23 protein-coding genes and 5 tRNA genes are annotated in these 26,593 nt (G+C 46.0%); 22 read left to right on the forward strand and 6 right to left on the reverse strand.

All coding sequences use genetic code 11. The annotated features are described in order from the left end of the window. Positions 1-34 precede the first annotated feature (34 nt). The 9 genes from QZ209_RS07200 (at position 35) to rny (ending at position 7,101) form a co-directional block, all read left to right on the forward strand. On the forward strand, positions 35-1,384 hold the full coding sequence (locus QZ209_RS07200) for a TolC family protein (RefSeq protein ID WP_294346385.1): 1,350 nt from the start codon (positions 35-37) through the stop codon (positions 1,382-1,384). A 181-nt stretch (positions 1,385-1,565) separates the two neighbouring features. Beyond that, positions 1,566-1,638, forward strand: a tRNA-Pro gene (locus QZ209_RS07205). 34 nt (positions 1,639-1,672) lie between these two features. Then, positions 1,673-1,746, forward strand: a tRNA-Arg gene (locus QZ209_RS07210). Between the two features lie 22 nt (positions 1,747-1,768). Beyond that, positions 1,769-1,844: transfer RNA gene (locus QZ209_RS07215), tRNA-His, on the forward strand. 158 nt (positions 1,845-2,002) lie between these two features. Next, positions 2,003-2,074: transfer RNA gene (locus tag QZ209_RS07220), tRNA-Glu, on the forward strand. A gap of 164 nt (positions 2,075-2,238) precedes the next feature. Next, positions 2,239-4,650 (forward strand): phenylalanine--tRNA ligase subunit beta, encoded by a 2,412-nt coding sequence (pheT, locus tag QZ209_RS07225; RefSeq protein ID WP_294346387.1) that lies wholly within the window; start codon positions 2,239-2,241, stop codon positions 4,648-4,650. 23 nt (positions 4,651-4,673) lie between these two features. Then, entirely contained in the window at positions 4,674-4,952 is a 279-nt protein-coding gene (locus QZ209_RS07230) for a hypothetical protein (protein ID WP_294346388.1), read from the forward strand. Between the two features lie 7 nt (positions 4,953-4,959). After that, positions 4,960-5,223, forward strand: coding sequence for a cell division protein ZapA (locus QZ209_RS07235; protein ID WP_294346390.1), 264 nt, complete (start codon positions 4,960-4,962; stop codon positions 5,221-5,223). 303 nt (positions 5,224-5,526) lie between these two features. Beyond that, on the forward strand, positions 5,527-7,101 hold the full coding sequence (rny, locus tag QZ209_RS07240; RefSeq protein ID WP_294346391.1) for a ribonuclease Y: 1,575 nt from the start codon (positions 5,527-5,529) through the stop codon (positions 7,099-7,101). 271 nt (positions 7,102-7,372) lie between these two features. Here the strand turns inward: rny and hisB are convergent, their stop codons facing one another. Beyond that, a complete protein-coding gene (gene hisB, locus QZ209_RS07245) occupies positions 7,373-7,975 on the reverse strand; it encodes an imidazoleglycerol-phosphate dehydratase HisB (RefSeq protein WP_294346394.1) in 603 nt (200 codons plus the stop codon). A gap of 8 nt (positions 7,976-7,983) precedes the next feature. Then, complete coding sequence (locus QZ209_RS07250) at positions 7,984-8,226, reverse strand: DUF2905 domain-containing protein (RefSeq protein ID WP_294346396.1); 243 nt, start codon at positions 8,224-8,226, stop codon at positions 7,984-7,986. Between the two features lie 104 nt (positions 8,227-8,330). Here QZ209_RS07250 and secG point away from each other — a divergent pair, with 104 nt between their 5' ends. Continuing rightward, entirely contained in the window at positions 8,331-8,681 is a 351-nt protein-coding gene (gene secG, locus QZ209_RS07255; protein WP_294346398.1) for a preprotein translocase subunit SecG, read from the forward strand. Between the two features lie 23 nt (positions 8,682-8,704). After that, positions 8,705-8,777 (forward strand) — tRNA-Lys (locus tag QZ209_RS07260). Between the two features lie 540 nt (positions 8,778-9,317). On the opposite strand, the gene QZ209_RS07265 is transcribed toward QZ209_RS07260, so the two are convergent. Continuing rightward, entirely contained in the window at positions 9,318-9,977 is a 660-nt protein-coding gene (locus QZ209_RS07265) for a hypothetical protein (protein WP_294346401.1), read from the reverse strand. 416 nt (positions 9,978-10,393) lie between these two features. Between QZ209_RS07265 and QZ209_RS07270 the strand changes: the two genes are divergently transcribed. Then, positions 10,394-11,719, forward strand: coding sequence for an LptF/LptG family permease (locus QZ209_RS07270; protein ID WP_294346403.1), 1,326 nt, complete (start codon positions 10,394-10,396; stop codon positions 11,717-11,719). Here the strand turns inward: QZ209_RS07270 and QZ209_RS07275 are convergent. Both QZ209_RS07275 and QZ209_RS07280 read right to left on the reverse strand, forming a co-directional pair. Continuing rightward, positions 11,700-12,104: an acyl-CoA thioesterase gene (locus tag QZ209_RS07275; RefSeq protein ID WP_294346405.1), complete on the reverse strand. Its 405-nt coding sequence runs from the start codon at positions 12,102-12,104 to the stop codon at positions 11,700-11,702. The two genes, QZ209_RS07270 and QZ209_RS07275, sit on opposite strands and share 20 nt — an antisense overlap. 34 nt (positions 12,105-12,138) lie before the next feature. Continuing rightward, entirely contained in the window at positions 12,139-13,779 is a 1,641-nt protein-coding gene (locus tag QZ209_RS07280; RefSeq protein ID WP_294346407.1) for an NFACT RNA binding domain-containing protein, read from the reverse strand. A 153-nt stretch (positions 13,780-13,932) separates the two neighbouring features. Here QZ209_RS07280 and QZ209_RS07285 point away from each other — a divergent pair, with 153 nt between their 5' ends. The 10 genes from QZ209_RS07285 to QZ209_RS07330 all read left to right on the forward strand — a co-directional run bounded on the left by QZ209_RS07285 (position 13,933) and on the right by QZ209_RS07330 (position 23,627). Further along, complete coding sequence (locus QZ209_RS07285) at positions 13,933-14,469, forward strand: dCMP deaminase family protein (RefSeq protein ID WP_294346410.1); 537 nt, start codon at positions 13,933-13,935, stop codon at positions 14,467-14,469. Between the two features lie 6 nt (positions 14,470-14,475). Continuing rightward, a complete protein-coding gene (gene ribD / locus QZ209_RS07290; RefSeq protein WP_294346415.1) occupies positions 14,476-15,594 on the forward strand; it encodes a bifunctional diaminohydroxyphosphoribosylaminopyrimidine deaminase/5-amino-6-(5-phosphoribosylamino)uracil reductase RibD in 1,119 nt (372 codons plus the stop codon). 283 nt (positions 15,595-15,877) lie between these two features. Then, positions 15,878-16,891, forward strand: a complete 1,014-nt coding sequence (locus tag QZ209_RS07295; protein ID WP_294346420.1) for a porin — start codon at positions 15,878-15,880, stop codon at positions 16,889-16,891. Positions 16,892-17,093: 202 nt separating this feature from the next. After that, positions 17,094-17,510: a DoxX family protein gene (locus QZ209_RS07300; protein WP_294346422.1), complete on the forward strand. Its 417-nt coding sequence runs from the start codon at positions 17,094-17,096 to the stop codon at positions 17,508-17,510. Positions 17,511-17,569: 59 nt separating this feature from the next. Then, positions 17,570-18,355 carry an ATP-binding cassette domain-containing protein gene (locus QZ209_RS07305; RefSeq protein WP_294346425.1) on the forward strand — a complete coding sequence of 262 codons (786 nt, stop codon included), beginning with the start codon at positions 17,570-17,572 and terminating at the stop codon, positions 18,353-18,355. Between the two features lie 203 nt (positions 18,356-18,558). After that, positions 18,559-19,059, forward strand: coding sequence for a thiol peroxidase (gene tpx / locus QZ209_RS07310; RefSeq protein WP_294346428.1), 501 nt, complete (start codon positions 18,559-18,561; stop codon positions 19,057-19,059). 47 nt (positions 19,060-19,106) lie between these two features. Continuing rightward, on the forward strand, positions 19,107-20,042 hold the full coding sequence (gene nadA / locus QZ209_RS07315; protein ID WP_294346431.1) for a quinolinate synthase NadA: 936 nt from the start codon (positions 19,107-19,109) through the stop codon (positions 20,040-20,042). A 137-nt stretch (positions 20,043-20,179) separates the two neighbouring features. Continuing rightward, positions 20,180-20,836 carry a riboflavin synthase gene (locus tag QZ209_RS07320; protein ID WP_294346433.1) on the forward strand — a complete coding sequence of 219 codons (657 nt, stop codon included), beginning with the start codon at positions 20,180-20,182 and terminating at the stop codon, positions 20,834-20,836. Beyond that, complete coding sequence (locus QZ209_RS07325; protein WP_294346435.1) at positions 20,836-22,164, forward strand: replication-associated recombination protein A; 1,329 nt, start codon at positions 20,836-20,838, stop codon at positions 22,162-22,164. The genes QZ209_RS07320 and QZ209_RS07325 overlap by 1 nt, the downstream gene beginning before the upstream one ends. A 71-nt stretch (positions 22,165-22,235) precedes the next feature. Beyond that, positions 22,236-23,627, forward strand: a complete 1,392-nt coding sequence (locus QZ209_RS07330) for a TolC family protein (RefSeq protein WP_294346438.1) — start codon at positions 22,236-22,238, stop codon at positions 23,625-23,627. 71 nt (positions 23,628-23,698) lie between these two features. Here the strand turns inward: QZ209_RS07330 and QZ209_RS07335 are convergent, their stop codons facing one another. Continuing rightward, positions 23,699-26,398 (reverse strand): cation-transporting P-type ATPase, encoded by a 2,700-nt coding sequence (locus tag QZ209_RS07335; protein WP_294346441.1) that lies wholly within the window; start codon positions 26,396-26,398, stop codon positions 23,699-23,701. Between the last annotated feature and the right edge of the window lie 195 nt (positions 26,399-26,593).

Raw genomic sequence — 26,593 nt, forward strand, 5'->3', positions numbered from 1 at the left:
AAGAGGATTTCAGGAAGTGAAAAAAGAAGAGGTTATGGCGAAAAGAAAAGGACATGCTTTTTCCTATGTTGGTCTGGTGGTTGCAGTGATGACGCTCTTTTTCGGTGTTTTTCTGGTTTCATCGCTGTCGGCTACAGAGCGTTTGAGCCTTGAAGATGCCATTGCCGAGGCTCTTGCCAGCAATCAGGATATTCAGGTGGCCAGGGGAGAGCAGGAGATCAGTAGCAACAATGTCAACATCGGAAATGCAGGACTGCTTCCGAAGATCGATCTTGTCGGATCGATGAACTACCAGGACAATGAAGAGTCTTCGTCATTTGGACTCGATGAATTCACTACGACAAGTGTAACCTTGCAGGCGAACTATACCTTGTTTGATGGATTGGGTAACGTTTATACATTCAAAAAGCTCAAAAGCGCAGGAAAACTTGGCAGGTTTCAGGCCCGCAACAGCATTGAAGGTGTTATTCTGGAGGTAAGTGAGGCATTTTATAATTTTGCAAACGCAACCGAGCAGGTTATTGTTGCCGAAGAAGCACTTGCCATATCCGGCGACCGTTTGAAACGTGCTCGCCTCAGGGCGGAATACGGACAGGCCAATACCCTCGAAGTGCTTTCGGCATCGGTAGATGTCAATGCAGACAGTGTGTCGTGGAAAGAGGCGGTGCTTGACATGGATAATGCGAATCGGAAATTGAATCTTTTACTGAATCGTCCCGTAAACACACCGCTCAGTATCGAGAGAGAGGTTTCTTTCGAAGAAAACCTCAGCGAAGATATAGTCTTACAAGGCGCTAAACAGTCGTTTTCAGCATATCTGATCGCTCGGGAGTCGGTAAAACAGGCTGAATACGAGCTCGGTATAAAAAGATCCGACTTTTTTCCTGAATTGGGTGTTCAGGTTGGTTACGGTTTCAGCAATACCGAAACGGGATTCGATACGGGAACGGATGATCTGTCAGGGGGCTTTTCGGCGGCGTTGACACTGGACTTCAATTTGTTCAATGGTTTTCAAACGAGTATCAATAGTCAGAACGCCCGCATCGAACTGCAGAACAAGAAATTTCTCGAGCAGAAGTCTCTCAATGAGTTGGAAAAGCAGGTTGCCGATACCTGGCAGGAATACTTGAACAACCTTGATATTCTGGAATTTCAGAAAAAAAACCTGGAAACGGCAGAACTGAATTTCAGGCGTTCGAAAGAATTGTATGTTCTCGGACAGTTGACCACGACAGCGTTCAGAGAAGCTCAGCTCAACCTTATCGATGCCAGGAAAAGTATCGCCTCCGCAGGCTATGATGCCAAGATACTTGAACTGAAGCTGAAACGCTTCGCAGGAACGCTGGTTACGGAAGAAGATGCTGTCGGGGTCGATTCGCGTTGAGCGGCTCTGTTACTATGAGTATATTTTATTTCACTGTTTTGTGATTATTTGTTTTTTCGTTGTACTGTGAAATTCTTGAACTGTCAGCGATGTTTGAAGAGCAGAAAGTTTTTTTTCGTGAGGTGCAAAAAGTGTTTGTTTCTAAACGTTATAGTGGTATATTAAGAGCCTTCCAGCAAGGCGGGGTATGGCGCAGCTGGTAGCGTGCCTGCTTTGGGAGCAGGAGGTCCCGAGTTCGAGTCTCGGTGCCCCGACAGATATGGAGTGTTCATTGGTAAGAGCTTAGTTGTGCCCGTAGCTCAATTGGATAGAGCATCAGCCTTCTAAGCTGAGGGTTACTGGTTCGAGTCCAGTCGGGCATGCAATGATGTAAGCCATTTTTATGGTGATTGTAGCTCAGTTGGTTAGAGCGCCAGGTTGTGGCCCTGGAGGTCGGGGGTTCGAGTCCCCTCATTCACCCTCTTGGGTGCCTCTATTTATTTATTGTCTTTGAGCGCCTTGAGTACAAGGTGGACGGAGCGCAGGAACCGGAGTGTACACAGAGTACATGAGGATTTCGAGCACCGACCAACGAAGTGATCATAGCGCGCAACAAATAAATAGAAGTGTCTCCTTGATGGCCCCATGGACTAGTGGTTAGGTCACCACCCTTTCAAGGTGGTAGCACGGGTTCAAATCCCGTTGGGGTCACATACTATCTCTCACGAGATCCGGCTTGTTTTTTTTATGAGAAAAGATCCGTTTTTATGAATTCAGGTTGCCGGATTATCGTGGATGATAGCTTTTTTTCTGTACAGCTCTGTTCGATTATCGATCAGAGCTTTTTTGTTATCTAATACAGAAACGGGTCTCACATGAAAATCTCCGTAGACTGGCTCAAGGATTTCGTTCCCTCCATTACTTCAGATATACCTTCCCTTGTCGATCAACTTACCTTTCTCGGACTCGAAGTCGAGGATATCATAACGAAGAAGTTGCCCGATTCTCTTGTTGTTGTTGGAAAAGTTGAAGAGGTCGGACAGCATCCGAATGCCGACCGCCTGAAGATATGCCGGGTCGATGTTGGCGGGGTCGAGCCATTACAAATTGTTTGTGGAGCATCCAATGTGGCTGAAGGACAGCTTGTTCCGGTCGCAATGATCGGTGCAAAGCTCGAAACACCCGAAGGTGAAAACTTTTCCATAAAAAAATCGAAAATACGCGGTGAGCGTTCGTTCGGAATGATCTGCGCTGCCGATGAACTTGGGTTATCGGACGATCATTCAGGAATTATGGTGCTCGAAGAGCATTTCGAGATAGGTCGGCCTGTCGCCTCATATCTTCATGCCGATACCGTACTTGATATTGCAGTAACACCGAATCGTCCGGATGTTCTTTCGCATCTTGGGGTAGCGAGAGAAATTGTGGGTACTGCACAGGTAGCATTGCCGGATATCTGTACAGTAGACTTTACAAGCTCGGAAAATCTTGTAAAGATAAAGGATCCTGATGCATGTCCCTATTACAGCGGTATCGTTATCCGCAACGTGGTGGTGAAGGAGTCCCCCTCATGGCTTAAACAGAAGATTGAAAGTATCGGGCTTCGCCCGAGAAACAATATTGTCGATATTACCAACTACGTTTTGCATGCACTCGGCCAGCCTCTTCATGCCTTTGACCTCTTGAAACTGAAGGGGAAAAGCGTTGAGGTACGAACCGATATGAGCGGATCGATCGTCGCTATCAATCAGGAGTCCTATGAATTGAAACCTGGTATGCCTGTAATCTGTGACAAGGAAGTGCCGGTAGCCATAGCAGGTATCATGGGTGGTTACGATTCGGCCGTGAGCGACTCGACAACCGATATATTACTTGAATCGGCATATTTTTCTCCAGGTGTAGTGAGAAAAGCCTCGAAAATTCTTGGACTGACAAGTGACTCGGCTTATCGTTTTGAACGGGGGACCGATCCGGGAAATGTGCGTTTTGCGGCACAATTTGCGGTCAAGCTCATTCTTGAACTTGCAGGGGGAGGAATTACAGAAGCTGAGGAAGCCGGTTCGATTCTTCCCGAAAGAAAAGCGGTTGCATTACGCCCAGAGAGAGCCAATGAAATTCTTGGCTGCTCGATATCCATGGAAAAAATGGTTTCCATGCTGGAGAATATCGGTTTTATCATGACTGCCAATGACAAAGATGAATACCTGGTATTTTCGGTTCCGACATTCAGAGTCGACGTTGAACAGGAAATCGATCTTATTGAAGAAATAGCCAGGCTGGAAGGGTATAACAATATTGCCGCGTCAGAAAGGATGGTGGCAAGTTATCCCCAGTCAAGGAAAAATCCCGAATATTTTCCTGATTATCTTCGCTCTGTCATGATTGGTTTGCAGTTCAGAGAAATTCTTACGAATCCTTTGATAACGAAGCGTGATGCTTTGCAATTCGATCAACACTCGGTTCCGGTGTTGAATCCCATCAGTGAGGGTCTTGAAGTTCTCCGTCCTTCCCTCGTGCCGACAATGCTGAAGGTGATATCCCATAATATCAAGCATGGGATAAGAGATATGCGGCTTTTCGAAGTGGGGCATTCGTTTTTCGCTTTGAATGAAGATGGTGATACAGCGAAAAGCATGACTGAAAAAGAGCAGCTTGTTTTTGCCGTTACCGGAAGCCGTTATCCTGTAAACTGGGACCGAAAGAAAGAGCAGGTTGATTTTTTCGATATGAAAGGTGCGGTGGAGATGCTTTTCGGGAAATTGAATTTGCTTGATAAATCATCATTGAATATTTATAATGAAAGCACGCTTTCCATTACATGTGACTGGAAGGGAGAAGATAAACCCCTGAAATTACATGCCGGGAAAGTTCAGCAGATAGCGCCTGAGGTGCTTGAGGCATTTGATATCGATCAGCAAGTTTTCGTTGCTGAAATCGATACGCAGGTTCTCGAGCGTTGTTTTACCTTGAATGTTCGTTACGAGCCCCCTTCCAGGTATCCGGTAGTTGAAAGGGATCTTTCATTTATACTTCCTGAAGGGTTGGAGGTTCAGAAGCTGGTCGATTGTGTGAAAACCAGTGATATTCTGATCAGTAGCGTTCGGGTATTCGATCTTTTCGAAAGGGAGCCGGAAAACAATGCCGGTAAGGTAGATAGAAGTGTTGCGCTGTCTCTGAATATTACAGATCACTCTGGAACTCTTAAAGAAGAAAATGTCAAAAAGATTCTCCAGAAAGTCATGGAAAATGCAGAAAGCAGGCTTGGTGCGGTAATTCGGCAAGTTTGATGCGTAAAGGTATGGAGAGACGCATGGAAGGCAGCGAAAGTTCTGGTCTTGATCTGCTTGACCGACGTGTTGCGCAGGTTGTTGAACAGCTGGCTGATTGTCGAAAACAAAATGAAATGTTGCAGGCTGAAATTACGAGTCTTCAGTCGATATTGCGATCATGCAAGCTTTCCGTTTCAGGAAGCGGGCAAGGTGGAGCGGTCGATGGTTTTTCCTATGAGGAAAAAGTACAGATAAGACAGAAACTGGTTACGATCCTGCAGAGAATAGAAATTGAGCTGAGAAACGAGATGCCGGGTTGAGAGGTTGATGGAAAAGATAAATGTCAACATCTTTGGAGATAACTATCCGTTAAGGGTCGAGAGTCGTGAATCGACGGAACAGGCTGCCTATGAAGTCGATGAAATCATGCAGCAGTTCGCCGGAAAAGCTCCTGACCTCGAGGTTAAAAAGTTTGCGGTACTCGCTGCAATTCATTTTGCAGAGAAAAAAAACGAACTCGTGGCAAAGCTGTCATCGATGGAGAAAAAAATCGATCAGCTAAATCTTTTTCTTGAGCAAAATTCGTTCTAATCGTTTACATTAGAAGTAGAAGAAATATCCGCACCGATTACAGGGGTGTTTTGTAAGTAAAAGAACCAACACTTAAGAACTGGGAGCTGTACTCTTCTTTTGGATTGCAGGCCTTGCTGAGCCCAAGGGTTCAGAGGATTTCTGAAAAGGGATCCCATAGGAAGCAAAAAATCTGAAGGAGGCGCCCACCGTACCGAATACGGGTTCTTAAATCTTACACATCCCTGCAGGTGCGGATTTTTTTTTGCATTAAAAAGTGCCCTTTTTTATCGGATAACGGGCGCACAAAGGAGGTAGAGTTTAATGGGGATTGTCGTTAATCTTGTTTTACTGGTTATTGCATCACTTCTGTTTTTTTGCGTAGGGTTTTTTATCGGTCGTTTCATGCTCGAAAAGATCGGGACGACGAAAGTACTCGAGGCAGAGGAACGGGCAGTTCAGATTGTACAGGAGGCCCAGAAAGAAGCGAATGAGTACAAAGATCTGAAAGTCGCCGAAGTGAATCAGGAATGGAAAAAGCGAAGACGTGAATTCGATGCAGATGTTACGGTAAAAAACAACAAATTCAACCAGTTACAAAAACAGATCCGCCAGAAAGAAAATAATCTGAAGCGTCAGAGTCAGGATCTAAAGGAAAGCGAAAAAAAGGTTGCCGAAAAACTCAAGGGGCTCGAACATGACAGAGAGGCGGTTGCAACGAAGAATAATGATCTCGAGCGGATTATTACCGAACAAAACCAGAAGCTCGAAGCGATTGGTAACCTGCAGGCCGAAGAGGCAAAGCGGGAGTTAATGGAGAATATGGTTGCCGTTGCACGGGAAGAGGCGACGGAAACGATACACAAAATTAATGAAGAAGCGGAGCAGGAAGCGAACAAGATCGCTGAAAAAACTTTACTGACTGCGATACAAAGGGTTTCTTTCGAACAGGCGACTGAAAGTGCGCTCTCGGTTGTTCACATTCAGAGTGACGAACTCAAGGGCCGAATTATTGGGCGTGAAGGTAGAAATATCAAAGCCTTTGAAAATGCGACCGGTGTCGATATCATTGTCGACGATACTCCGGAGGTCGTTATTCTTTCCTGTTTCGATCCTTTGCGCCGTGAGCTTGCCAAATTGACACTCCAAAAGCTGCTTATCGATGGGGTTATTCATCCGGTTGCGATCGAGAAAGCCTATGAGGATGCGAAAAAAGAGATCGATGACGTTATCATGAGCACGGGAGAGGAAACTCTGTCTTCTCTGCAGATTCCCGATATGCCTTCAGAGCTTGTTTCTCTCATAGGGAAAATGAAATTCCATACGGTCTACGGGCAGAATCTTCTGCAACACTCGCGTGAAGTAGCCATGCTTGCAGGTCTCATGGCCGCTGAAATCAAACTCGATGCGAAGCAGGCTAAACGTGCAGGATTATTGCATGATATCGGGCTTGTCCTTCCGGAAAGCGAAGAGCCTCATGCCATTGCGGGTATGAAATATCTTAAGAAATTCAGAGAGTCAAGGATTGTACTCAATGCCATTGCCGCTCATCATGGGGATCACGAAAAGGAAAGCCCTATTGCCGCTCTTATCGAAGCAGCCAATGTGATTTCCTCTTCACGGCCTGGGGGCAGGGGTGCTGTGACGGCAGAAGGTCACGTAAAGCGTCTTGAAAATCTTGAAGAAATTGCAAAAGGTTTTCCTGGTGTCATCAAGACATATGCGCTTCAGGCAGGAAGAGAGATCCGGGTTATTGTCGAGGGAGAAAATGTCAACGATTCTCAGGCTGATGTTCTCGCTCACGATATCGCTCATAAGATCGAAGAAGTAGCCGATTATCCCGGCCAGATAAAGGTATCGATTATCAGGGAGAAGCGCTCGGTTGCCTATGCGAAATGAGGGAGTAGTGACGAGAGACGTGTAACAAGTGACAAGTTCAGAAAAAATCGACAAAGGGCTGGCCAGCTTGCCGGCCCTTTTAGTTCTCAATCCTTAGTTCTTAGCTGAAAGCAACGAGTGCTAAGAAATGAATGGTTTTCAGTTCGCGGTTATGAGTTTTTAGATAATAGCTGTCATTTTTTGGCTTGACGCAGGTTTCGGTTGCTGCTATTTTCACCGTAGCACTCAGCACTCAGCACTCAGCACTCAGCACTCAGCACTCAGCACTCATTTACAGAGTTCCTTTTGTAGATGGCACAGATGTCCCTGTAATCGAAACGGCCTGTTTGAGTGCATACGCGAACGCCTTGAAAAGAGCTTCGATTTTGTGGTGTGTATTGCTTCCTTCGAGAACGGACAAGTGGATGTTCGCCTGTAGTGTTCGGGAGAGTGAAAGGAAAAAATGTTCGATCATTTCGGTTGAAAAGCCGTTGATATCGCTACGGCTGAAGTCGCATTTGAAAACACAGTAACTTCTTCCACCGAGGTCCAGGGCGCAACGCGCAAGCGCTTCATCCATCGGTATCATCGACCAGCCATATCGTTGAATACCTTTTTTGTCTCCCAACGCTTCCTGTATTGCCGAACCCATGACTAAGGCGACGTCTTCAACTGAATGATGGTCGTCGATGTCGATGTCTCCCTTGCACTGTAGCGAAAGGTCGATGCCGGAATGCTTGCTGAAGTTTGCAAGCATGTGATCGAGAAAAGCCACGCCTGAATCAATGGAGTGTTGGCCTGAACCGTCAAGGTTCAGTTCAATCTGGATATCGGTTTCGGATGTTTTACGCTTGACTTTTGCAGAGCGATTGTTTCCGTTTGCGTTTTTGGACATGAAATGGGCTATCTGAAAATTTTATTGACAAGATAGAGTAAAAAGCTTAAAATAAACGAAAGAACGATCGATGTCCCGATAGGGAAATAAAATTTGAAATTGTCTCTGACTATTTTGATATCAAAGGGGAGGTTGCCAAGCCAGCGCATGTAAACCGGTGTCCCGGTCTTCTGAAATGTTATGAGAAGCACGCCTGCAACGACAGCAATGATTCCTATAACGACGAGTAGTTTCCCGATTTCGGTAAACACGTCTTGGATTTTTTCCGAAAGTTGCTAAATTAAGCCCTTCGTTATTTAAAAGAAGGTACGATTTTTGGTAAATACCTTTTTAATTAACAACATCCTGAGGGATTATGCACGTTTTTCTTGTTGTTCTGATTCTGTTATCGTCCATCTTGCTCATTGGGGTTGTCCTTTTGCAAAACCCTAAAGGGGGGAGTGGTTTGACCAGTGGAATGGCGAGCTTGGGTACTGTCCAGAATCTCGGAGTCAGAAGGACAGGCGATTTTCTGAGCAAGACAACGGCAATTCTTGCCGGCGTTGTTATGGTACTCTGTTTTGTCGTTCAGTTCACACTGCCTTCCAGGCAGTCATCTATAGATACCAGGGAAAGCATCTTGCAGAAAGAGCTGCCAGCCGTACCTGCCCCGGCTCCGGTAGAAAATGCACTACCTCAAGCTGCTCCCGAAAAAACGGCTGAATAAGTCAGAAGTAAAAATTATGGTATGCGTTCGTAGCTCAAGTGGTAGAGCAACTGACTCTTAATCAGTGGGTTGAGGGTTCGACTCCTTCCGAACGCACAAAACAAAAAGGCTTACAGATGGAAATCTGTAAGCCTTTTTGTTTTAAAAGAAAAGTAGGGTACATCCTATAGTGTTAAACGTTGCTTCGCGAACAGTTCTTTCGAATGATTGGAAGTCTCCGATACTAATCCTTTAAAGCGTTTTGAGAAAACAGGTGCAGAAAGTTAGTGTGCCAATAAGTATTCTACGGTTCAGCGATAGTGATATTTTCTGTGATGCCTAAGGTTTACCTGGAATCGGTTGTCTGAAGCGGTCTGACAATGCCGAAAACGTCAGGACGAACGTTACATTTTCGTGCATACAGGTGATTTCAAGTATATCGTTCGGTTTTAAATCGGCTTCCTCAACGATATGAAGCGGAAAGGCGATCTGGTTTTTCGATCTTCACTGAGTTTTAGGGCTCTTCGTGTCAACACAGGTTGACAGTATGAAAGAAAGAGAAGAAGAGGTTTCCTATGAAGAAACCTCTATAATGTTAGCATCAAGAGATTATTCGCTGAGGTAATTTCGGCAAGACCAGATTTTTCCGGAGAAGTCTCAGTCTTTATCCTTGTTTGCGAGAAGCTGTTCTATCGGAGCAGCTTCGGGAAGGATATAGACTATGCCTGCTTTAGGCTTGAAGAGAGGGGTGAGTACGTTTTTGAATAGCGGCTTGGAAACATTGATGCAGCCCCACGTGATTCTGTTGTCCGCTGATGTGGTGGAATTGAGGCGGGTTTTCCTTCTCTGACCGGGGACGTTGGCGACCGGGTGCAGTCCGACAGCGTATTTGGTGTCGACCCATAAAACATCCTTACCCCTATGGTCGGGCCCAAATACCGATACGTAGCGCCCTGAAGGAGTGACGCGATCTTTGTGACCTATGGATGAAAGCCGGGCATTGAGGGTTTTAGGGTCGATTCTATCTGATTTTGCGATACCAAGCAGGACCGGTCCATGGTCCACAATCTTGCTTTTGGCATCAAAAACAAAAATGTGGGCGTTTTTCTTGTCGATAATTGCGTAAGGGAGTTTCCGGTTATCCTTGTTCTTTTTAACCCAGGAGACGGTTTTTCGGACTTCTTCGGAGGCGAAATGAAGCTCCTTGCCGTCCTTCGCTCTGGCGTTTTCACTGTTGATAATGACCAGCGATAAAAGAACCGACAACAATACAGCTGATTTCCAGGTATTACTGATGATCTTTATTGCTTGTGTCATGGCAAGGAATGTTTCATTAGAAAAATAACAACTTTATATACATATAATTTAAAACACAGAAACACTATTTACAAAATAACTGATAATGCCTTCCTCTCATTCCTTCTTCCGGAGCCGACGATTGGTTTCCTTTTTTCTCCAGGTGCTTATAAAGGTTAACGTTTCAAAACATTTAGACGTTCAACAGGACTTGCATAAGGCAGCCTCTCGTATCGTACCTGTTTTTCACTATGGATGCCGTATCACCCTGTGTAATTGACAATATGTATTACGCAGGGTGTTTTGACTTCTCACTTTCACCATCCTTTGTGTTTTCGGTCAGTGATTGCGGGTGAATGTCTTGACAATCAAGAGTCTTGCCTATATTATCGCGATGGTGTTCGTCTTTTCATGCGAAAAAGTAATGATTGATATCAATGAAGATACTGTATCGCTACATTCTCAAAGAGCATGTCGGTCCCTTTTTCTTTGCCTTTTTCACCATTCTCTTTGTTTTTACACTGCAATTCGTTACCCGTTTTTTTGACCGTTTTGTCGGCAAGGGTCTTGAATTTTTTGTTGTCGTCGAGCTGATTGTGCTGCAGATTGCCTGGATGGTTGTGCTTGCAGCTCCTATGGCGGTATTGATAGCAACCCTCGTCGTGTTCGGGAACCTTACGAACAGCTCTGAAATAACCGTCATGAGAGCTGGCGGGTTGTCCCTATATAGGCTTATCGTTCCGGTTTTACTGGCGGGTGTTTTTCTCACGGTTTTGATGGAACGGTTCAACAATATTGTGCTTCCGGAAGCTAACTATCAGGCAAAACAGCTGTTGAGAGATATAACGAGGGCAAAACCCAGTTTCGGTCTCACGGAAAATGCTTTTTCAGGACTTGTGGATGGATACTCGATTCTTGTAAGGGAGACTGGAGATGATGCTGAAACGCTCAAGGGGATTACGATTTACGAGACGAAAGAAGATGATGACAAAACTGTCATCACAGCTGAAAGAGGGAGTATTGCGTTTACGTCCGACTATCATTACTTGATTTTGACGTTGTTTGACGGACAGATGCATGAATTGAGAGAAGAAGACAGTGAAGAATATAGAATCACGACCTTCGACAAACATCGTTACGTTTTTTCTTCAACCGGCTACGGTTTCGAACGTACCGACGGTAACGAAATACGCCGGGGCGATCGAGAGTTGTCAGCCAAGCAGTTGTATGCTGTGGGGCTGCAATTTCGAGAACGCAGTAATGATGCTAAAAAGCATATCAGCGATGTTGTTTCGCGCGAGCAGGAGACGATAAACAAGCAACGTGATTCGGTCGAGCCGGCAATTGCCTCAGTAACCGGATATACCGTTGAAAAAAAAGCACAGGCTCTGCAACAGGTGGAAAAAATGCTGGCGCGAATTGACAGGGAAATCGACCATATGGAACGCAGCAGGGATATGTATAACAAGTACATGGTTGAGTTTCACAAGAAGTACGCGCTATCATTTGCCTGCACCATTTTTGTGTTAGTCGGGGTTCCCCTCGGAGTTCTCGCGAAACGAGGTGGTTTCGGGGTCGGTGCAGGCTTGTCCCTCTTGTTTTTTGTGAGTTACTGGTCACTGCTCATCATGGGTGAAGAATTATCCGACAGGAGTTTGCTTGATCCCGGAATAGCGATGTGGATAGCTAATGCTGTCATGCTGTTGATCGGTACCATTGCCCTGATTCGCGTTTCCGGTCTTGCTATTGGTTCAGGTCGGTAGCTTCATCCTGGATTTGAGAGGTGGTTCTATCCTTACAGAGTTTCTTTTTGTTGCCGTTTCTATCCAGGCAGACAAACGTAATCTGGGTAGTGAAAACCATTTCACGTTCTCCTGTGTCGATACTGTCTTTATATGCGTTGACGGTGTATTCGACCGAAGTTTCGCCTTCGCGGTTTTTTACGGTCTCAAAGCAGAGAATGGTCCCTTTTTTTATGCTTTTTCTGAAGATGATCTTGTCCATGGCAACCGTAACGAAGTTGCAGCCGGGATAGTCCAGCGTAACGGCAATGTATCCCATTTCATCTATCCATTTCAGCAAATTACCGCCGAACAGGTAGCCATAATGGTTGAGGTGCTCGGGTAGAACGAGTTTATAATTTTCCATGTTATTTTTTACTTGAACGTTGATGAGGGTATTTCTAAAAACCATTTGACGCCGGCCGTACCATGATGACCTTTTCTTTTTCCGCCAAGACCTGACCGATAGGCATGTTTCTGGCCCGTCTAATATATTTTTTTTCGGAATACATAACAGGAACGAGTTCTGAATGTTTTGCAGAAGAGTAAAACGCCGCGATTTCGGCAGCTTTCTCTATTTCAGTGATGTTTTGCATCGTTGCGCCGCGTAGAATACAGTGCGAGCCGGCTACTCCACGAGCGTGAAGCCAGATATCATGTGGTTTTGCAAAGGAGAATGTAAGCTCTTCGTTGTTCTTTGCGTTTTTTCCGACATAGAGTACCGCTTTTTGGGTGATTGAAAATACTTTGAACGGTAATGGCTTTTTCTCTTTTTTCGACGTACGTTCAATCCCGAGCGATTGTAGTAAAGAGTGGTTTGTTTGGTAGTAATTTCTGACTTGAGAGGGTGTTGAGAGGTTCGAAGACAGCTCTATGAGTCTTGCGAGCTCATGCTTCTGTTTTTCAAGCACATTCTTTCTTTTTATGCCGCCTTCTATTTTTTCTTTCGCTTTTGACGCTTTTCGAAACCACGCTGCCGCATTTTGCTGCAGAGTCATTTCCGGTTTTAGAGAGATTGTTATGGGGTTGGGTGGCTCGTTAAATATATTCTTTACCGTGATCTGATTCTTTTGATGGTCGGTATTGTACAGATTTGCCATTATGAGGTGTCCGTTTCTCTCATAGTCTTCGGCTTGTTTTCTGAGCTTTTCACGACGAAAAAGAGCGAGTTCTCGTTCGATTTTGGTCATTTTGTGATGGAGTTTTTTATCGAGTTCACCGACAAGCTCTCTTGTTTTCAGGAACTGCCATGTTCTGCCGCTGTAGAGATTCAGACCTTCTTGTATTGTTTCAAGGCGGGTAGACGTTTTTGTGGAGTTATGCAGTATTGAAAATTCAGGGTAGTCATCTTTGCCGATATAGACGACAGGATGTGGGTCGAGCAATTCATAAAAAAGTGTAGCGAACTCTGTATGGATATGTTCAGCAGAGTGATTGTTGTCGCAACGGTCGATAAGTTCTCTTGTTAGCTTGCGATCAAAACCGGGAAGCATTTTTATCAGTTTTGAGCGGAGGTCTTTTGCTGGCGTTTTCGAGAATCGTGTCGAAAAAAGGGCTCGATCATAAACAAGCGGTTCGAGTGAACGCAGTATTTCAGGCTTTTCGTGGCAGCTTTCTTTTTTTTCGGAAGCATTGACAGGGGGCCCATGCTTGAAGGCATTGATGGACATACCGTTTTTTTCCAAAAGAACGTTTGTTTTGGCACTGAAAAGCTGCAGGACTATTACGTAATTATCTTCGAGTCGTAACCGGATTATCCTGTCACGGGGATCGATGATTATTTCGGCGATTTTTTTTTCGGCGATTTCAGGCATCAGATCCACGGTGTTACGCTGCTTTCTGTTCAATCCTTCTCTGGTATAGATGCAAAATCTTGGATGACCTGTGACGACAACAAGCTGCAGATGGTTACCCTTGTTGGTTATCAGGCTGATGGTGATTTCGTTTCGCTGCTGGGAAAATACCTCGAACACGTAGCCGTTCTTTAGCAGCTCGTCCAATTCACTTGCCAGATGGTACAGGGTGAAATAGTTACGCAGCATCGTTTTTCTGTATGTTTTTTCTTTCTTTATTTGTAACAAATCAGGTTGTATTGCAATTCCTGACGCACGGCTGTGTGATCATCGAGAGAATGGAAAACGTGCAAATACAATACGCTGAATAATTTTTTGAAACAATGTATCAAAATCCGGTCTATGCCTGAAAATGTCCGACAAGACAATTGCTGTTCTCCAAATGGAGGAGGTGACGGCTTCGCCGATGAGCAACGGCTTGGGTGGCATGAGTATTTCATGAGTGTTGCTCATCTGATTTCGCGTAGGGCTACCTGCACCAGAGGGCATGTCGGTGCAGTGCTCGTTCGGGATAACAATATTCTTTCAACCGGTTACAATGGCGCTCCTTCAGGGTTGCCTCATTGCAACGAAACTACCTGTAAAATCTATAGGAGCACCCATCCTGATGGAACGGTGGAAGAGAATTGCGTCAATACCATTCATGCCGAGATCAATGCAATAGCACAAGCTGCAAAACATGGTGTTTCCATCAAGGATGCCGATATTTATATCACTTCCAGTCCTTGCATACATTGTCTGAAAGTGCTGATCAACGTCGGTATCAAAACCATTTATTACGACAAACCCTATAAGATAGACCACATTGCTGAACTGCTGCGTCTTTCGGGGATAAAACTGGTGCAGGTACATGTCGAAATGCCATCATCATCGACATGACAGCGTATGGCCGTGAAGAAAACAAGAAGAGATTTGCAGCATCATGAACGTTATATGTCGCGCTGTCTACAGCTTGCCCAAAGAGGTGCCGGCAGTGTCAGTCCCAACCCTATGGTTGGTTCTGTAATCGTTGTCGATAACCGGATTGTCGGAGAAGGTTTCCATCGAAGATTCGGTGGGCCGCATGCCGAAGTCAATGCTATCGCTTGTGTGGATGATGAAGCTTTGTTGACCCGATCTACCTTGTATGTCAACCTCGAACCTTGTTCTCATTACGGTAAAACCCCTCCATGCAGTGATCTTATCATTCAAAAAAAGATTCCCAAAGTTGTTGTCGCTTGCAGAGATCCTCATGAAAAAGTCGCGGGAAAAGGTATCGGTAAACTGCGCGAAGCCGGGGTGGATGTCATAGAGGGAATTCTGGAAGATGAGGCCCTGAAATTAAACGAGGCATTTATAAAAAGTCATGTTAAAAACATGCCTTTTGTCGCCCTCAAGCTCGCTCAGACCCTCGACGGAAAGATAGCAACCGTCACTGGAAGGTCGAAATGGATTACCGGAAAGGAATCGAGAACCCATGTGCACAGTTTACGCAGCCGTTACGATGCAGTTCTTACAGGATCGGCAACCGTACTTGCCGATGATCCTCGTTTGACGGTTCGCCATACAAAAGGGCGCAATCCCCTTCGTGTCGTCCTGGACCGGACGTTGCGACTGCCTCTCGGAGCGAAAGTTTTCAATAAAGAAGCACCGACGCTTCTTTTTACTTCGGTCGAAAGCTCCAATACCACGAAGCTTGACCGCTTGCAGAAGAACGGTGTCGAAGTTGTGCATGTTGACGAAAAACATGGCGGTCTCGACCTCGGGGAAGTTTTATCGGTTCTTCATGCAAAAGGTATCCTTTCCGTTTTCGTGGAATCAGGGGCCAGACTTTCAGCTTCTTTGCTTCGGTCCATGCTTGTCGATAAGGCTTATATTTATATCGCTCCCAAACTGTTCGGCGGTGACGGTCTTGACTCTTTTGCCCCTCTCGATGTTCATACTCCCGATAAGGCTTTTCTTTTTCGTTTCGAGGCGTCCTTCTTTTTTGGAGAAGACCTTTTGCTCGAAGCCTACACGCGGTAAACTTCATTCAGTCGCGATTTTCCCTCTCTTTTTTCGTTAAAAACTTCTTTCTGTCGGTGTTTTTTTACGGCATCGATTCTCCTGGTTTTCCTCCTTTTTTATTTGCGCATTTGGTTTTATGGGTGGTTTTTTATAACATCATACTTTATGAGTATATGTATATATATTCTCATGAACATATGGTTCTTGTTTGAGGTTCGAAGGAAAAGAAGAGGTGCTTACAGCACCGGCAAAAACAAGAATGCGAGGAAAAAGCAACACAATCACTTAGAAATGCAGCAACATGAAGAAAAAAATTCTATCATTATTGTGCCTCTTCATGATCTTGGCACTGCCATCCGCCGTCAAGGCGGAAGAAACAAAGCCGAGTGTTACCGTCTATGGTAATCTCCGTTATTCTTTCAACTACATTGACGAAGATGGAGGCGGGATGGAGCGCTGGAAGGGGACGGATAACGTCTCACGTTTCGGTATCAAGGGATCGTACGGTAACGAAGATGTAAAAGCCTTTGTTCATTTGCAGGTAAGAGCTTTTGCCGACAAAGACGCCGACAAAGACGCCTTCGAACAGCGCTTTTTCTTTGGCGGATTCGAAGGTGGTTTTGGTAAGGTAACCTATGGCCGTATGACCAATGCCTACAAATTTCCCGGTTATGCTCTCGATCCATTCTATGACCTTTCCCGGATCAGCTCGAACGGGTGGTTCGGCGGTGGCGGGGCATCTTATGGCTTGTCCTCTGCAACCAACGGTTTTACCGATAATTCTCTGCAATACTTCTCCCCGAATCTGAACGGTTTCAAACTGGTTGGTGGCATTGCTTTTGATGACAGCGAAGACGATAACCAGCTCGCTTATCTTGCCGGTGGTTCCTATAGCACAGACGGTTTTACTTTTGGGGGGGTCTATGCCGATAATCCGGAGAAAAAAGTGGTCTATCCGAACATAGCTGCAGATGGTGATGCAATACGTGCGTATGCAACCTATAAGGGAAAGGGCTGGAAAGCCGGCGCTTCGTATGAAAATATCGACATCAAGGGTGGCCCTGACAATGTCAACTATTTTTATCTGACGGGAACGGCCATGCTGGAAGAGGCTAAAACCGATCTTTCACTCTCTCTCGGACTGGTTGACGATGGTGCGGCAGAAGGTTTGGGTATAACCGGAGGTGCATTCTACAATATCCTTGACAATGCACAGATTTATGCAATGGCAAGCTATGCAGATCTTGATTCTGATTACACTCCTTATGTTCTGTCGGTTGGTGCGATTTACAACTTCAAATACACGGCCAACTAAAATGAATGAAAAAGATTGTTCTTTCCTGTGTTACCGTTGACAACATCCAGAAGCCGGACTGCCTTTCTCCGTTGGGCAGTTCGGCTTTTGTTTACAAGTCTGATAAAATAGTTGTAATTTGTGTGCGTCGAGATTGATTCGTTGATATGTTTTTGTTCACAGCTGTTCCAACTTTCCTGAAACCCCTAAACATTCGATTGATATGGTAGAAAGTATCGTTCAGAACAATGATCTGGGTAAGTTACTGTTGCGTTTGCCTGTTGGTGGACTGATGTTGTTTCACGGGATTCATAAGCTGAAAAACGGACTCGGGTTCATTGAAAAATCACTCTCTGATGCAGGCTTGCCCGCTTATCTATCTTATGGGGCGCTGCTCGGTGAGATCGTTGCACCACTATTTATCGTTCTTGGTATTTTTTCCCGCCCTGCTGCACTGGTTGAGGCATTTGTGATGATTGCCGCAATCTATCTGGTGCATGTTCCCGAACTCTTCGCTCTGACTCAACATGGTGGTCATGCATTGGAACTACAGTTTCTCTATCTGTTCGGTTCTCTGGCCATTGTTTTTCTCGGTTCAGGCAGGTACAGCATTTCGAGGGGAAGAGGCTTGTTGGATTGAAAAAAGTCAGATTCTCGATGAGATAATGGATGTAATTATAGGAAAAGCTGTTGTATGGGATGAGTCGATATTTGCTGGAGCTTTGTGATATAACTGCATATCGTGGTAAAACCCCTGTATTCAAGGGTTTTTCTCTGGCAATCCCGGAGGGATGCAGCACAGCTGTGCTCGGTCCCAACGGTGCGGGTAAGACAACCTTGTTAAAGCTCATCAGTTGTGATATTTTTCCTGTGGCTTCAAAAGGTTCCCGGCTGAACATTCTTGGTCGGGAACGTTGGAATGTTTGGGAGTTACGTTCCCGGTTCGGTATCATCTCTCACGACCTGCAACATGATTATTTGGAATCTGCAAAAGGTTTGAACGTTATCCTTTCAGGATATTACTCGAGTATCGATACATGGAGTTATCAAAAGTTTCTTGAGAGTGATATCGAGAAAGCATCTCTCATTATGCGCAAGTTGGGTATTGAAACTCTTGCCGAACGTTCTTTCGGGGAAATGTCTACCGGTCAACAGCGGCGTTTTTTACTCGGCCGGGCATTGATCAACGATCCGGGAACACTGCTTCTCGACGAACCTACAACCGGGCTTGATCTCAAGGCGTCGTTTCAATATCTGGATATTGTCAGAAAACTGATCCACGACGGAAAAACAATCATCCTTGTTACACATCATGTTCATGAAATTCCACCGGAAATCAAAAGAGTGGTGCTTATCAAAAACGGGAGGATTTTTTTGGATGGAGAAAAAGCCGAGGTGTTGACCTCCTCAAATCTTTCAAGTCTTTTCGAGGTTCCTGTACAAGTTGTCGCTTCAAATGGTTTTTATCAGGTTTTACCAGGATGAAGAACGAGGGGGTACGCTCTATTTACGTGCTTTTTGCGAATCATATATCTTTTGGGGTGGGTGAAACAATTCAAACTCTAAAGGTTTTCGTTTACAGGAACTTTGTTCGAGTATTTTCCGTTTCCCCATACTGTTTCTTGAGATCCCGTTATAGTTACCACATTGAAATACAATCTTTTATAGTTACAAATCACTGAAAAAACATGGCCAACATTACATTGAAAGGAAATCCAGTGGCGACAGTTGGTGAGTTGCCTGCCAAAGGAACTGACGCTCCTTCGTTTACTCTTGTGAATAAAGACCTGGCTGAAACAAGCATGACGGACTTTAGCGGAAAAAGGATTGTTCTGAACATCTTTCCGAGTCTCGATACGCCTGTTTGTGCAGCTTCGGTCAGGCGTTTCAACCTCGAAGCTTCGAGTATTCCCGATACGGTTGTTCTTTGTGTATCTGCCGACCTGCCTTTTGCCCACAAGCGTTTTTGCGAGGTTGAAGGAATAGAGAACGTGGTGTCTCTTTCTGTGTTCCGTTCCCCTGAATTCGGTAATGATTATGGGGTTACCATGGTTGACGGTCCGTTGAAGGGAATCCTTTCTCGCGCTGTGGTGATCGTTAATGACCAAGGAAAAGTCATTTATGCCGAACAAGTGCCTGAAATAACTCAGGAACCTGATTACGAAGCGGCCTTGAAAGCCATGGTGTAGAAAAGCTCCATGATCGTTTTGCGAATGTTTAATTCATTTTTTTACCTATGCAGCAGCAATATCGTGAAGAAGTGGGGAGTTCTGTTGAAAAAAGGATAGAGCTGCTCAAAAGAGAAAGAAATGCAGTGATTATCGCTCATCATTATGCTCCGGCCGAGGTGCATGGTGTTGCAGATGTGCTTTCGGACAGCAGGGGGTTTTTCGACGCGGTTGTACAAGGCTGTGAAGCGAGCACAGCGATTGTGCTCGCTCCGGCTTTTTTTGCGGAAATAACGGCAGCCATGTGGCCGGAAAAAAAGGTTCTTGTGCCTCAAATAGCCGAGTGTCCTGTCGCAAGCCACAGCAATCTCGGTTTCGACAATATCGCTGCATTCAAAAAACGTCATCGTGGTAAACCGCTGGTCTGTTATGCAACGTCTCCGCTCGAAACAAAACTACTGGCCGACTATGTTGCTTTTCCTGGAGAAGTTGTCGATACCATTGAAAACGTAGATGCCGATGAGGTTCTTTTTGCCGGGGAACGGAACTGTTCGGACGATGCGGTCAAGAGGTGCGGCAAGAAAGTCATTGCCTATAGCGGGAATCCGGTGTGCAATGTATACAATTCGGCAGACCTTTCCGATGTGCAACGTTTGAAAGACGAGTTTCCCGATGCATGCTTGATGGCCCATCCGGAATGTAAGCAAGAGGTGATCGATGCTGCGGATTATGTGATGGGAACCGGTGAAATGCGTGAGCAGATAAGTAAAGACGGAAATCCGGGGGCGATCATACTTGGTACCGAACGTGGCTTTTTCGACAGAATGCGGAACGAGTTTCCCGAAAAAAATATCCTGCATTTAAGTTCTTACCTAACGTGTAATGTTTTTAAGGTGTTACGGCTGAAAACCATTGTGGAATCCCTCGAGAAGATGTGTTACCCAGTAGAGGTCGATCGGGTTGTTGGCGAGCGTATCCGTACGCTCTTCAATCGACTTTTCTGAACAAAAGTGTTTTTCGAAGAGCTGTCTTGCAGGTAAAGATTTCGTGTGAACTTCACTGGAAAACGTCGGAAAATGCTATATATGAGTAATGAATTCGGCAAAATTCGATTGCCTGGAAAACAGTAATGGTCTGGATTATGTTTACTGGAATTGTCAAAGATATCGGGACGATAGAGTCAATACGTCGTCAGGGCTCGAACCTCCGAATTTGCGTGCGCTATGAAAATGAACATGAATTCGGTGACCTAGCAATTGATGAAAGTGTTGCGATTAACGGAACGTGTCAGACGGTAGTGGCTCTTGGTGAAAAGAGGTTCGATGTCAATACAATCGAGGAAACGCTGAAAAAAACCACGCTCGGTACTTTCGCTCCTGGTATTTCCGTAAACCTCGAAAGAGCGTTGCGTCCTTCGGACAGGCTTGGAGGGCATTTTGTTCAGGGACATGTTGATTGCGTCGGTAACGTTCTCCAGGTGCGGGAGCTGGAAGGAAGCAGAGAAATAAGGATTGGTTTTCCAGAGAAGTTTCAGCCATTTATCGTACCGATAGGCTCTATAGCGATCAATGGTGTCAGTCTTACCGTTGCTGACGTCAGGGAAAACAGTTTTTCCGTTGCTATTATTCCCTATACGTTCGATAATACGACCATCAACCATCTCAACGTAGGGGATGGGGTGAATCTGGAGTTTGATATACTCGGTAAATATATCGTCAAACAGCAGGGGCTTGTGAAAAATGTTACGAGCGGTGCCGGAAAAATCAGTGAAAGCTGGTTAAGTGATTTAGGATATTGATGTCGCACATGCAGGATGACCTTTTCGGGTTGCCTTCCAGGGAAAAAAGAGGCTCCGGTTTTCAGCCGCTTGCCGAAAGGGTGCGGCCCAAAACTCTCGAGGAGATGTACGGTCAGGAGCACCTTATCGGTGCTGACGGTCCCCTCAAAAGGTTTCTTGTGCAAAAGCGCTTGCCGTCCATGATATTCTGGGGTCCTCCGGGCTCAGGTAAAACAACCCTTGCGGAAATTTGCGCATACTCGCTGGATTTTCGTTTTGATTCGCTCTCCGCAGTCGATGCAGGGGTGAAAGAGGTCCGCAAAGCGCTTGAGCTCGCAGAATCGGCGCAGAGAATAGAGGGACGCCAGACCCTGTTGTTTATCGACGAGATTCACCGATTCAACAAGGCGCAGCAGGATTCACTGTTACATGCGATCGAACAGGGGATTGTTGTGCTGATAGGGGCGACAACCGAGAACCCTTCTTTCGAGGTCAACCCTGCTCTGATGAGCCGGATGCAGGTCTACATTCTTGAGCCTCTTGGTGACCGCGATATTGAAGCTGTTGTCAGACGGGCATTTGAAAGCGATAGCACGATTGCTTCATATCAGGCGGCCATAGATGACTGGGATTTTCTTTTGCGCTATGCCGGCGGCGATGCACGGAAAGCTCTGAATGCTCTCGAGGCTTCGTTGTCGATGGTCGATACTTCCACCGTTCCAGTTCATATATCAAGAACCCTGCTTGAAAAAGCGCTTCAAAAAAAGCTTCCGGTCTATGATAAAAAAGGGGAGTCGCATTACGATGTCATATCTGCTTTTATCAAATCCATGAGAGGGTCCGATCCCGATGCGGCGCTTTTCTGGCTTGCGAAGATGCTCGAAGGAGGAGAAGATCCGAAATTCATAGCTCGAAGAATGGTGATTTTCGCCAGCGAAGATATCGGCAATGCCGATCCATATGCTCTTACGCTGGCAGTATCTGTTTTCCATGCTGTCGAAGTGATCGGTCTACCCGAAGCGAGAATCAATCTTGCCCAGGGGGTGACCTACCTGGCAGGCTCTGCGAAGTCAAATGCAAGTTATCGGGCGATAAACGATGCACAACACTATGCCGGGCAACAGCAAGAGGCTCCAGTACCGATGCATTTACGAAATGCCCCTACCAAGTTCATGAAAGAGTCGGGATATGGCAAGGGCTACAAGTACCCGCATGATTATCCGGAACATTTTGTCAGAGAAAGGTACATGCCTGAAGGCCATGAAACAGTTTTTTATCATCCGACTGCAGAAGGAAGGGAGAAATTCATCAAGGATCGTCTTGAAAAGCTTTGGAAGGGAAGATATTGATCATTGTTCATGCAGATCGACGAATTCGGTATATTTTGCCTTTTCAGTTCTTGATACGAGATTTGTTTACCATGCGAACTATCGATAAATCTTTCTTCTCCCTGATTTCGGTGGGGTTTCTCACACTGTTGCCATTGGTTCTTCCTGCTGTTGAAAGAAGTGTGAGCGGAGAGACCGTATTGACTCTTTCGCTCGATGAAGCGGTATCAACCGGGCTCGATCGTAATCGTGATCTCGAGATTGCACGGCTCGATCGCGATATTGCCAGTCAGAAAGTGCGCGAAGCATGGGCGGACATGCTTCCTCAGCTCGATGCAGGATTCGACTATACAAGAACTCTGGAACCGTCGATCATCTATTTTCCTGATATCGAAGGCGGTGATCTAACCCGATTGATTCCCCTGGAAGTGAGTCTGGACAATTCAATGAGTGCTTCACTATCGCTGACACAGCCATTGTTCGACCTTAAGGCTATTGCCGGGATACGAGCATCCACTACGGTGAAAAAGATTAGCATGGAATCGTATCGTAAGATCAAAGCAGAAGTTATCAGCAACATTAAAACATCATATTACAATGTTTTGATAGCAGCCGAACAGGTTAAGATACTGGAGCAAAGCATCGCACGCTGGGAGACGGCTTTGCGTGATAGCAGGGCGCTTTTCAAAGAAGGGGTAGCTGCAGATATCGATACTTTACAAGCTTTTCTTTCTGTAGAGAATATCAAGCCGGACCTCATCGAAGCAAAAAACCAGGCAGTGATCGTCAGGACGAAGTTCAAAAATATCATTGGTCTTGATCTTGTTCAAAACGTTATTTTATCTGATTCACTTGTTTATCAGCCGGGAAAATACCCTCAGGATGTTTCGGCAGCCTATGCCGAAGCACTTGCAGCACGACCCGAAGTCCGCCAGTTCGAACTACAGGTGGAAGCCGATGCACAAAATGTCAGTAAGACAAGAGCCGAGCGTTTTCCGACGATTACCGCCGTAGGTCAGTTGCAGGCGCAAACACAATTTGACGATGGGACAGCCATCGAGAATACAGACTGGCCGGTGACTTCATATATCGGGGCGCAGGTTTCCCTACCGTTGTTTACCGGGTTTCGCACCAGTGCACAGGTCGAACAGGCGAAACTTGGTCGCTTGCAGTCCATCGCAAGGCATGAAGATCTGAAAGCCGATATACGAGCTGAGTTGGAGATGAAGCTTTCCGATCTCGAGGAGTCTCGGAAAAGGATAGAAGTACAGGATAGAACAATTCGTACGGCCGAGAGGAGCTATGAGATTACGCAGTTGCGTTTCCGTGAAGGCGTCGGTTCACAACTCGAACTTTCCGAGGCTGAACTTCAGCTCAACAAGGCAAAAACCAACTATCTCCAGGCTGTTTACGATTACCTGATTGCCCGTGTCGAGTGCGACAGGGCTCTTGGCAGAACTGTTAAGCCCGAGCATGGGCTATAAACTGTGTTCTTGATTGTCGGGTAAGTACTCGAACTACTTGTTGAGAGGAGCTTCGTTTTCCTGATGCCGGTTTACATGGTCAGGTTGTCTTTACGCCGTTTTCTCAGTATGTATTTTTCCAACTCGACAAGGAACAGCACTGAAGAACTGACCAGCAGAATGGTGAGCCAGTCCGACAGGCCGATCGGTACAGTTGCAAACAGAGCTTGCATGAATGGGGCATAATTGAACAGTGACTGTAAGACAATGAGTATTCCTATCGCATAGAGGACGGCAGGGTTGCCCAGTAGTCCCTTTTTCGAGAAAACAGATGCCACAAAGAAGCGTGAACTCAAAAGATAGAATATTTCGAACATGACAAGTGTGTTGACGGCGACGGTTCGCGCCATGTCATGAGAGTACCCTGCTTTTTCATACCAGAGAAAGAGCCCGAAAGTACCGCTCAGCAGGATAAGCGAAACATACACGATTCTCCAGACGATAAAGTTAGAAAGGATGGGTTCGCCGGATTTCCTTGGTTTACGTTCCATCACGTTGTTTTCGGATTTTTCGAACGCAAGGGTGAGGGCGAGCGTTACCGCTGTAACCATGTTGACCCAGAGGATCTGTACCGCTGTGACAGGCAGCGTATAGCCCAGTGCTACGGCGAAGAGGATGCTGAGTGCTTCGCCCCCGTTGGTCGGCAGGACAAAAAGAATGGATTTTTTAAGGTTGTCATATACTGTCCGTCCCTGTTCGACGGCACTGGCTATAGTTGCAAAATTATCGTCGGCAAGTATCATTTCAGATGCTTCTCTGGAAACTTCCGTTCCTTTCTGTCCCATTGCGATTCCAACGTCGGCTCTTTTAAGGGCAGGGGCGTCATTGACGCCGTCTCCTGTCATCGCCACGACAGCGCCATTGGATTGGAGCGCTTTGACCAGCCTGATTTTATGTTCGGGGCTGCTGCGAGCAAACACGTCGATGGAATCGACGTGTTGTTGCAGTTCCTCGTCGCTCATAACCTCGATTTCCGTTCCAGTCAAAGCTCGTAATCCATCGCCGATGCCGGTCATTTTTCCGATGGCTCTGGCGGTATCGATATGATCGCCTGTGATCATCTTTACGCGAATACCTGCCTGCTGGCAACGTTTGACAGCCATGATGGCTTCGTCTCTCGGAGGGTCGATCATACTGACAATCCCGATCAGCGTCAGTCCGGAGGTTACATCTTTAAATGTCAAAGTTTCTTGTCCGGGCGCTGTCTTTTTGCTGGCTATGGCAAGTAATCTATGACCCTGGGCGGCCATTTTTTGTGTTATGTTCTCCCAGTATTGATAGTTGAGAGGTTCATCGGTTTCACCATGCTGTTGTTTCGTACAGCGTTCAAGTACAACCTCGGGGGCTCCTTTCAGGTAGGTAAACGTCCTGTCGGTATGATCGTGATGTAAGGTTGCCATGAAACGGTGTTCGGATTCGAACGGAATCAAATCGATCCTTGGCCAGTTTTGGCGTTCCAGGTCCGGGTCATAACCTGCTTTTTTGCCAAGGACACAGAGGGCACCTTCTGTAGGATCTCCGGATATTGTCCACTGTTCATCGCGAAACTGAAGGGTTGCATCGTTGCATAGCAGGGACGCATGAGCAATGGCCCTCATCTGGGAATGGTTCCGGAGATCAATTTCTCTGCCGTCAAGCTGAAAGGTGCCGTGAGGATCGTAGCCAGAGCCGGTGACTTCGAAGCGTTTTCCCGGGAGGGCAACTGATTTGACCGTCATTTCATTACGGGTCAACGTACCGGTTTTGTCCGTGCAGATGACCGAAACCGATCCAAGGGTTTCAATAGCCGGTAACCTCCGGATTATGGCTTTTCGATGAGCCATTGCTTCTACACCGATCGCAAGAGTTATGGTCATGATCGCGGGTAAACCCTCGGGAATGGCGGCAACAGCAAGACCGACAGCTGCATTGAACATTTCTGTCAACGAGTAGCCTCTTACGAAGACGCCGAAACCAAAAAGCAACGCTGAAAGAAGAACAATGACAATTGTCAGGGTTCGAGCGAACTCATCGACGCGTTGAAGTAAAGGGGTCTCAAGTGTTTCGATTTTACCGAGCATGGAGCTGATTCGGCCGATCTCCGTTTGGTCACCAGTTTCGGCAACGACACCTTCACCTTTTCCGTATGTGACAAGTGTCCCTGAAAATGTCATGTTTGCGCGTTCAGCCAGCGGTGTATCGTTCTTGATTGTCGTGCTGTTTTTTTCGACAGGAAGTGATTCTCCTGTCAATAGTGACTCGTCGATGCGAAGGTTTCTGACGGAGATGAGACGCATATCCGCCGGTACTTTGTCGCCTGACTGCAGAATGACGATATCACCAGGCACCAGTTGATCGGAGGGTATCGTGTATGTTCGGTTGTTCCGGCGGACCATTGCCTGGGGCGAAAGCAGGTTTTTAATGGCATCCAGAGCTTTCTCTGCCTTTCCTTCCTGAATAAACCCGACGAGCGCGTTGATGATGACCACGCCGAGTATTACCCAGGCATCGATCCAGTGATCGAGGAGAGCGGTAACAACAGCCGCAACGAGGAGAACGTAGATCAGGATATTTTTGAATTGTGACAGAAACTTCAGAACCGGATGCTGTTTTTTCGCCGGAGTGAGACGATTTGGTCCGTATTGTTCCTTTCGCGGTAAAATCTCGTTATTGGCCAAGCCTTTGTGTGAAGTCGAAAGCTGATGAAAAACTTGTTCAGCGGTTTTACTGTGCCAGGCTTGCTGCTCTTTCATGGTTTTAACCTCTTGATTTTTACATATCCTTACAATGGGGTTCAGTTGTTTGTTCCCAAGCTTTTTCTGTCTTCTGCGAGGATGATGCATTTGGTGTAAAGTACCGTTTGTCAGTCATGCAGGACTGAAGAGCTGGAAATTTGTTTTGGCAAGGAGGATGATGTTTTTTTGTCAACAACATTTGGATCGGTGATG

The sequence above is a fragment of the Prosthecochloris sp. genome, from assembly GCA_015482705.2.
GTDB lineage: Bacteria > Bacteroidota > Chlorobiia > Chlorobiales > Chlorobiaceae > Prosthecochloris.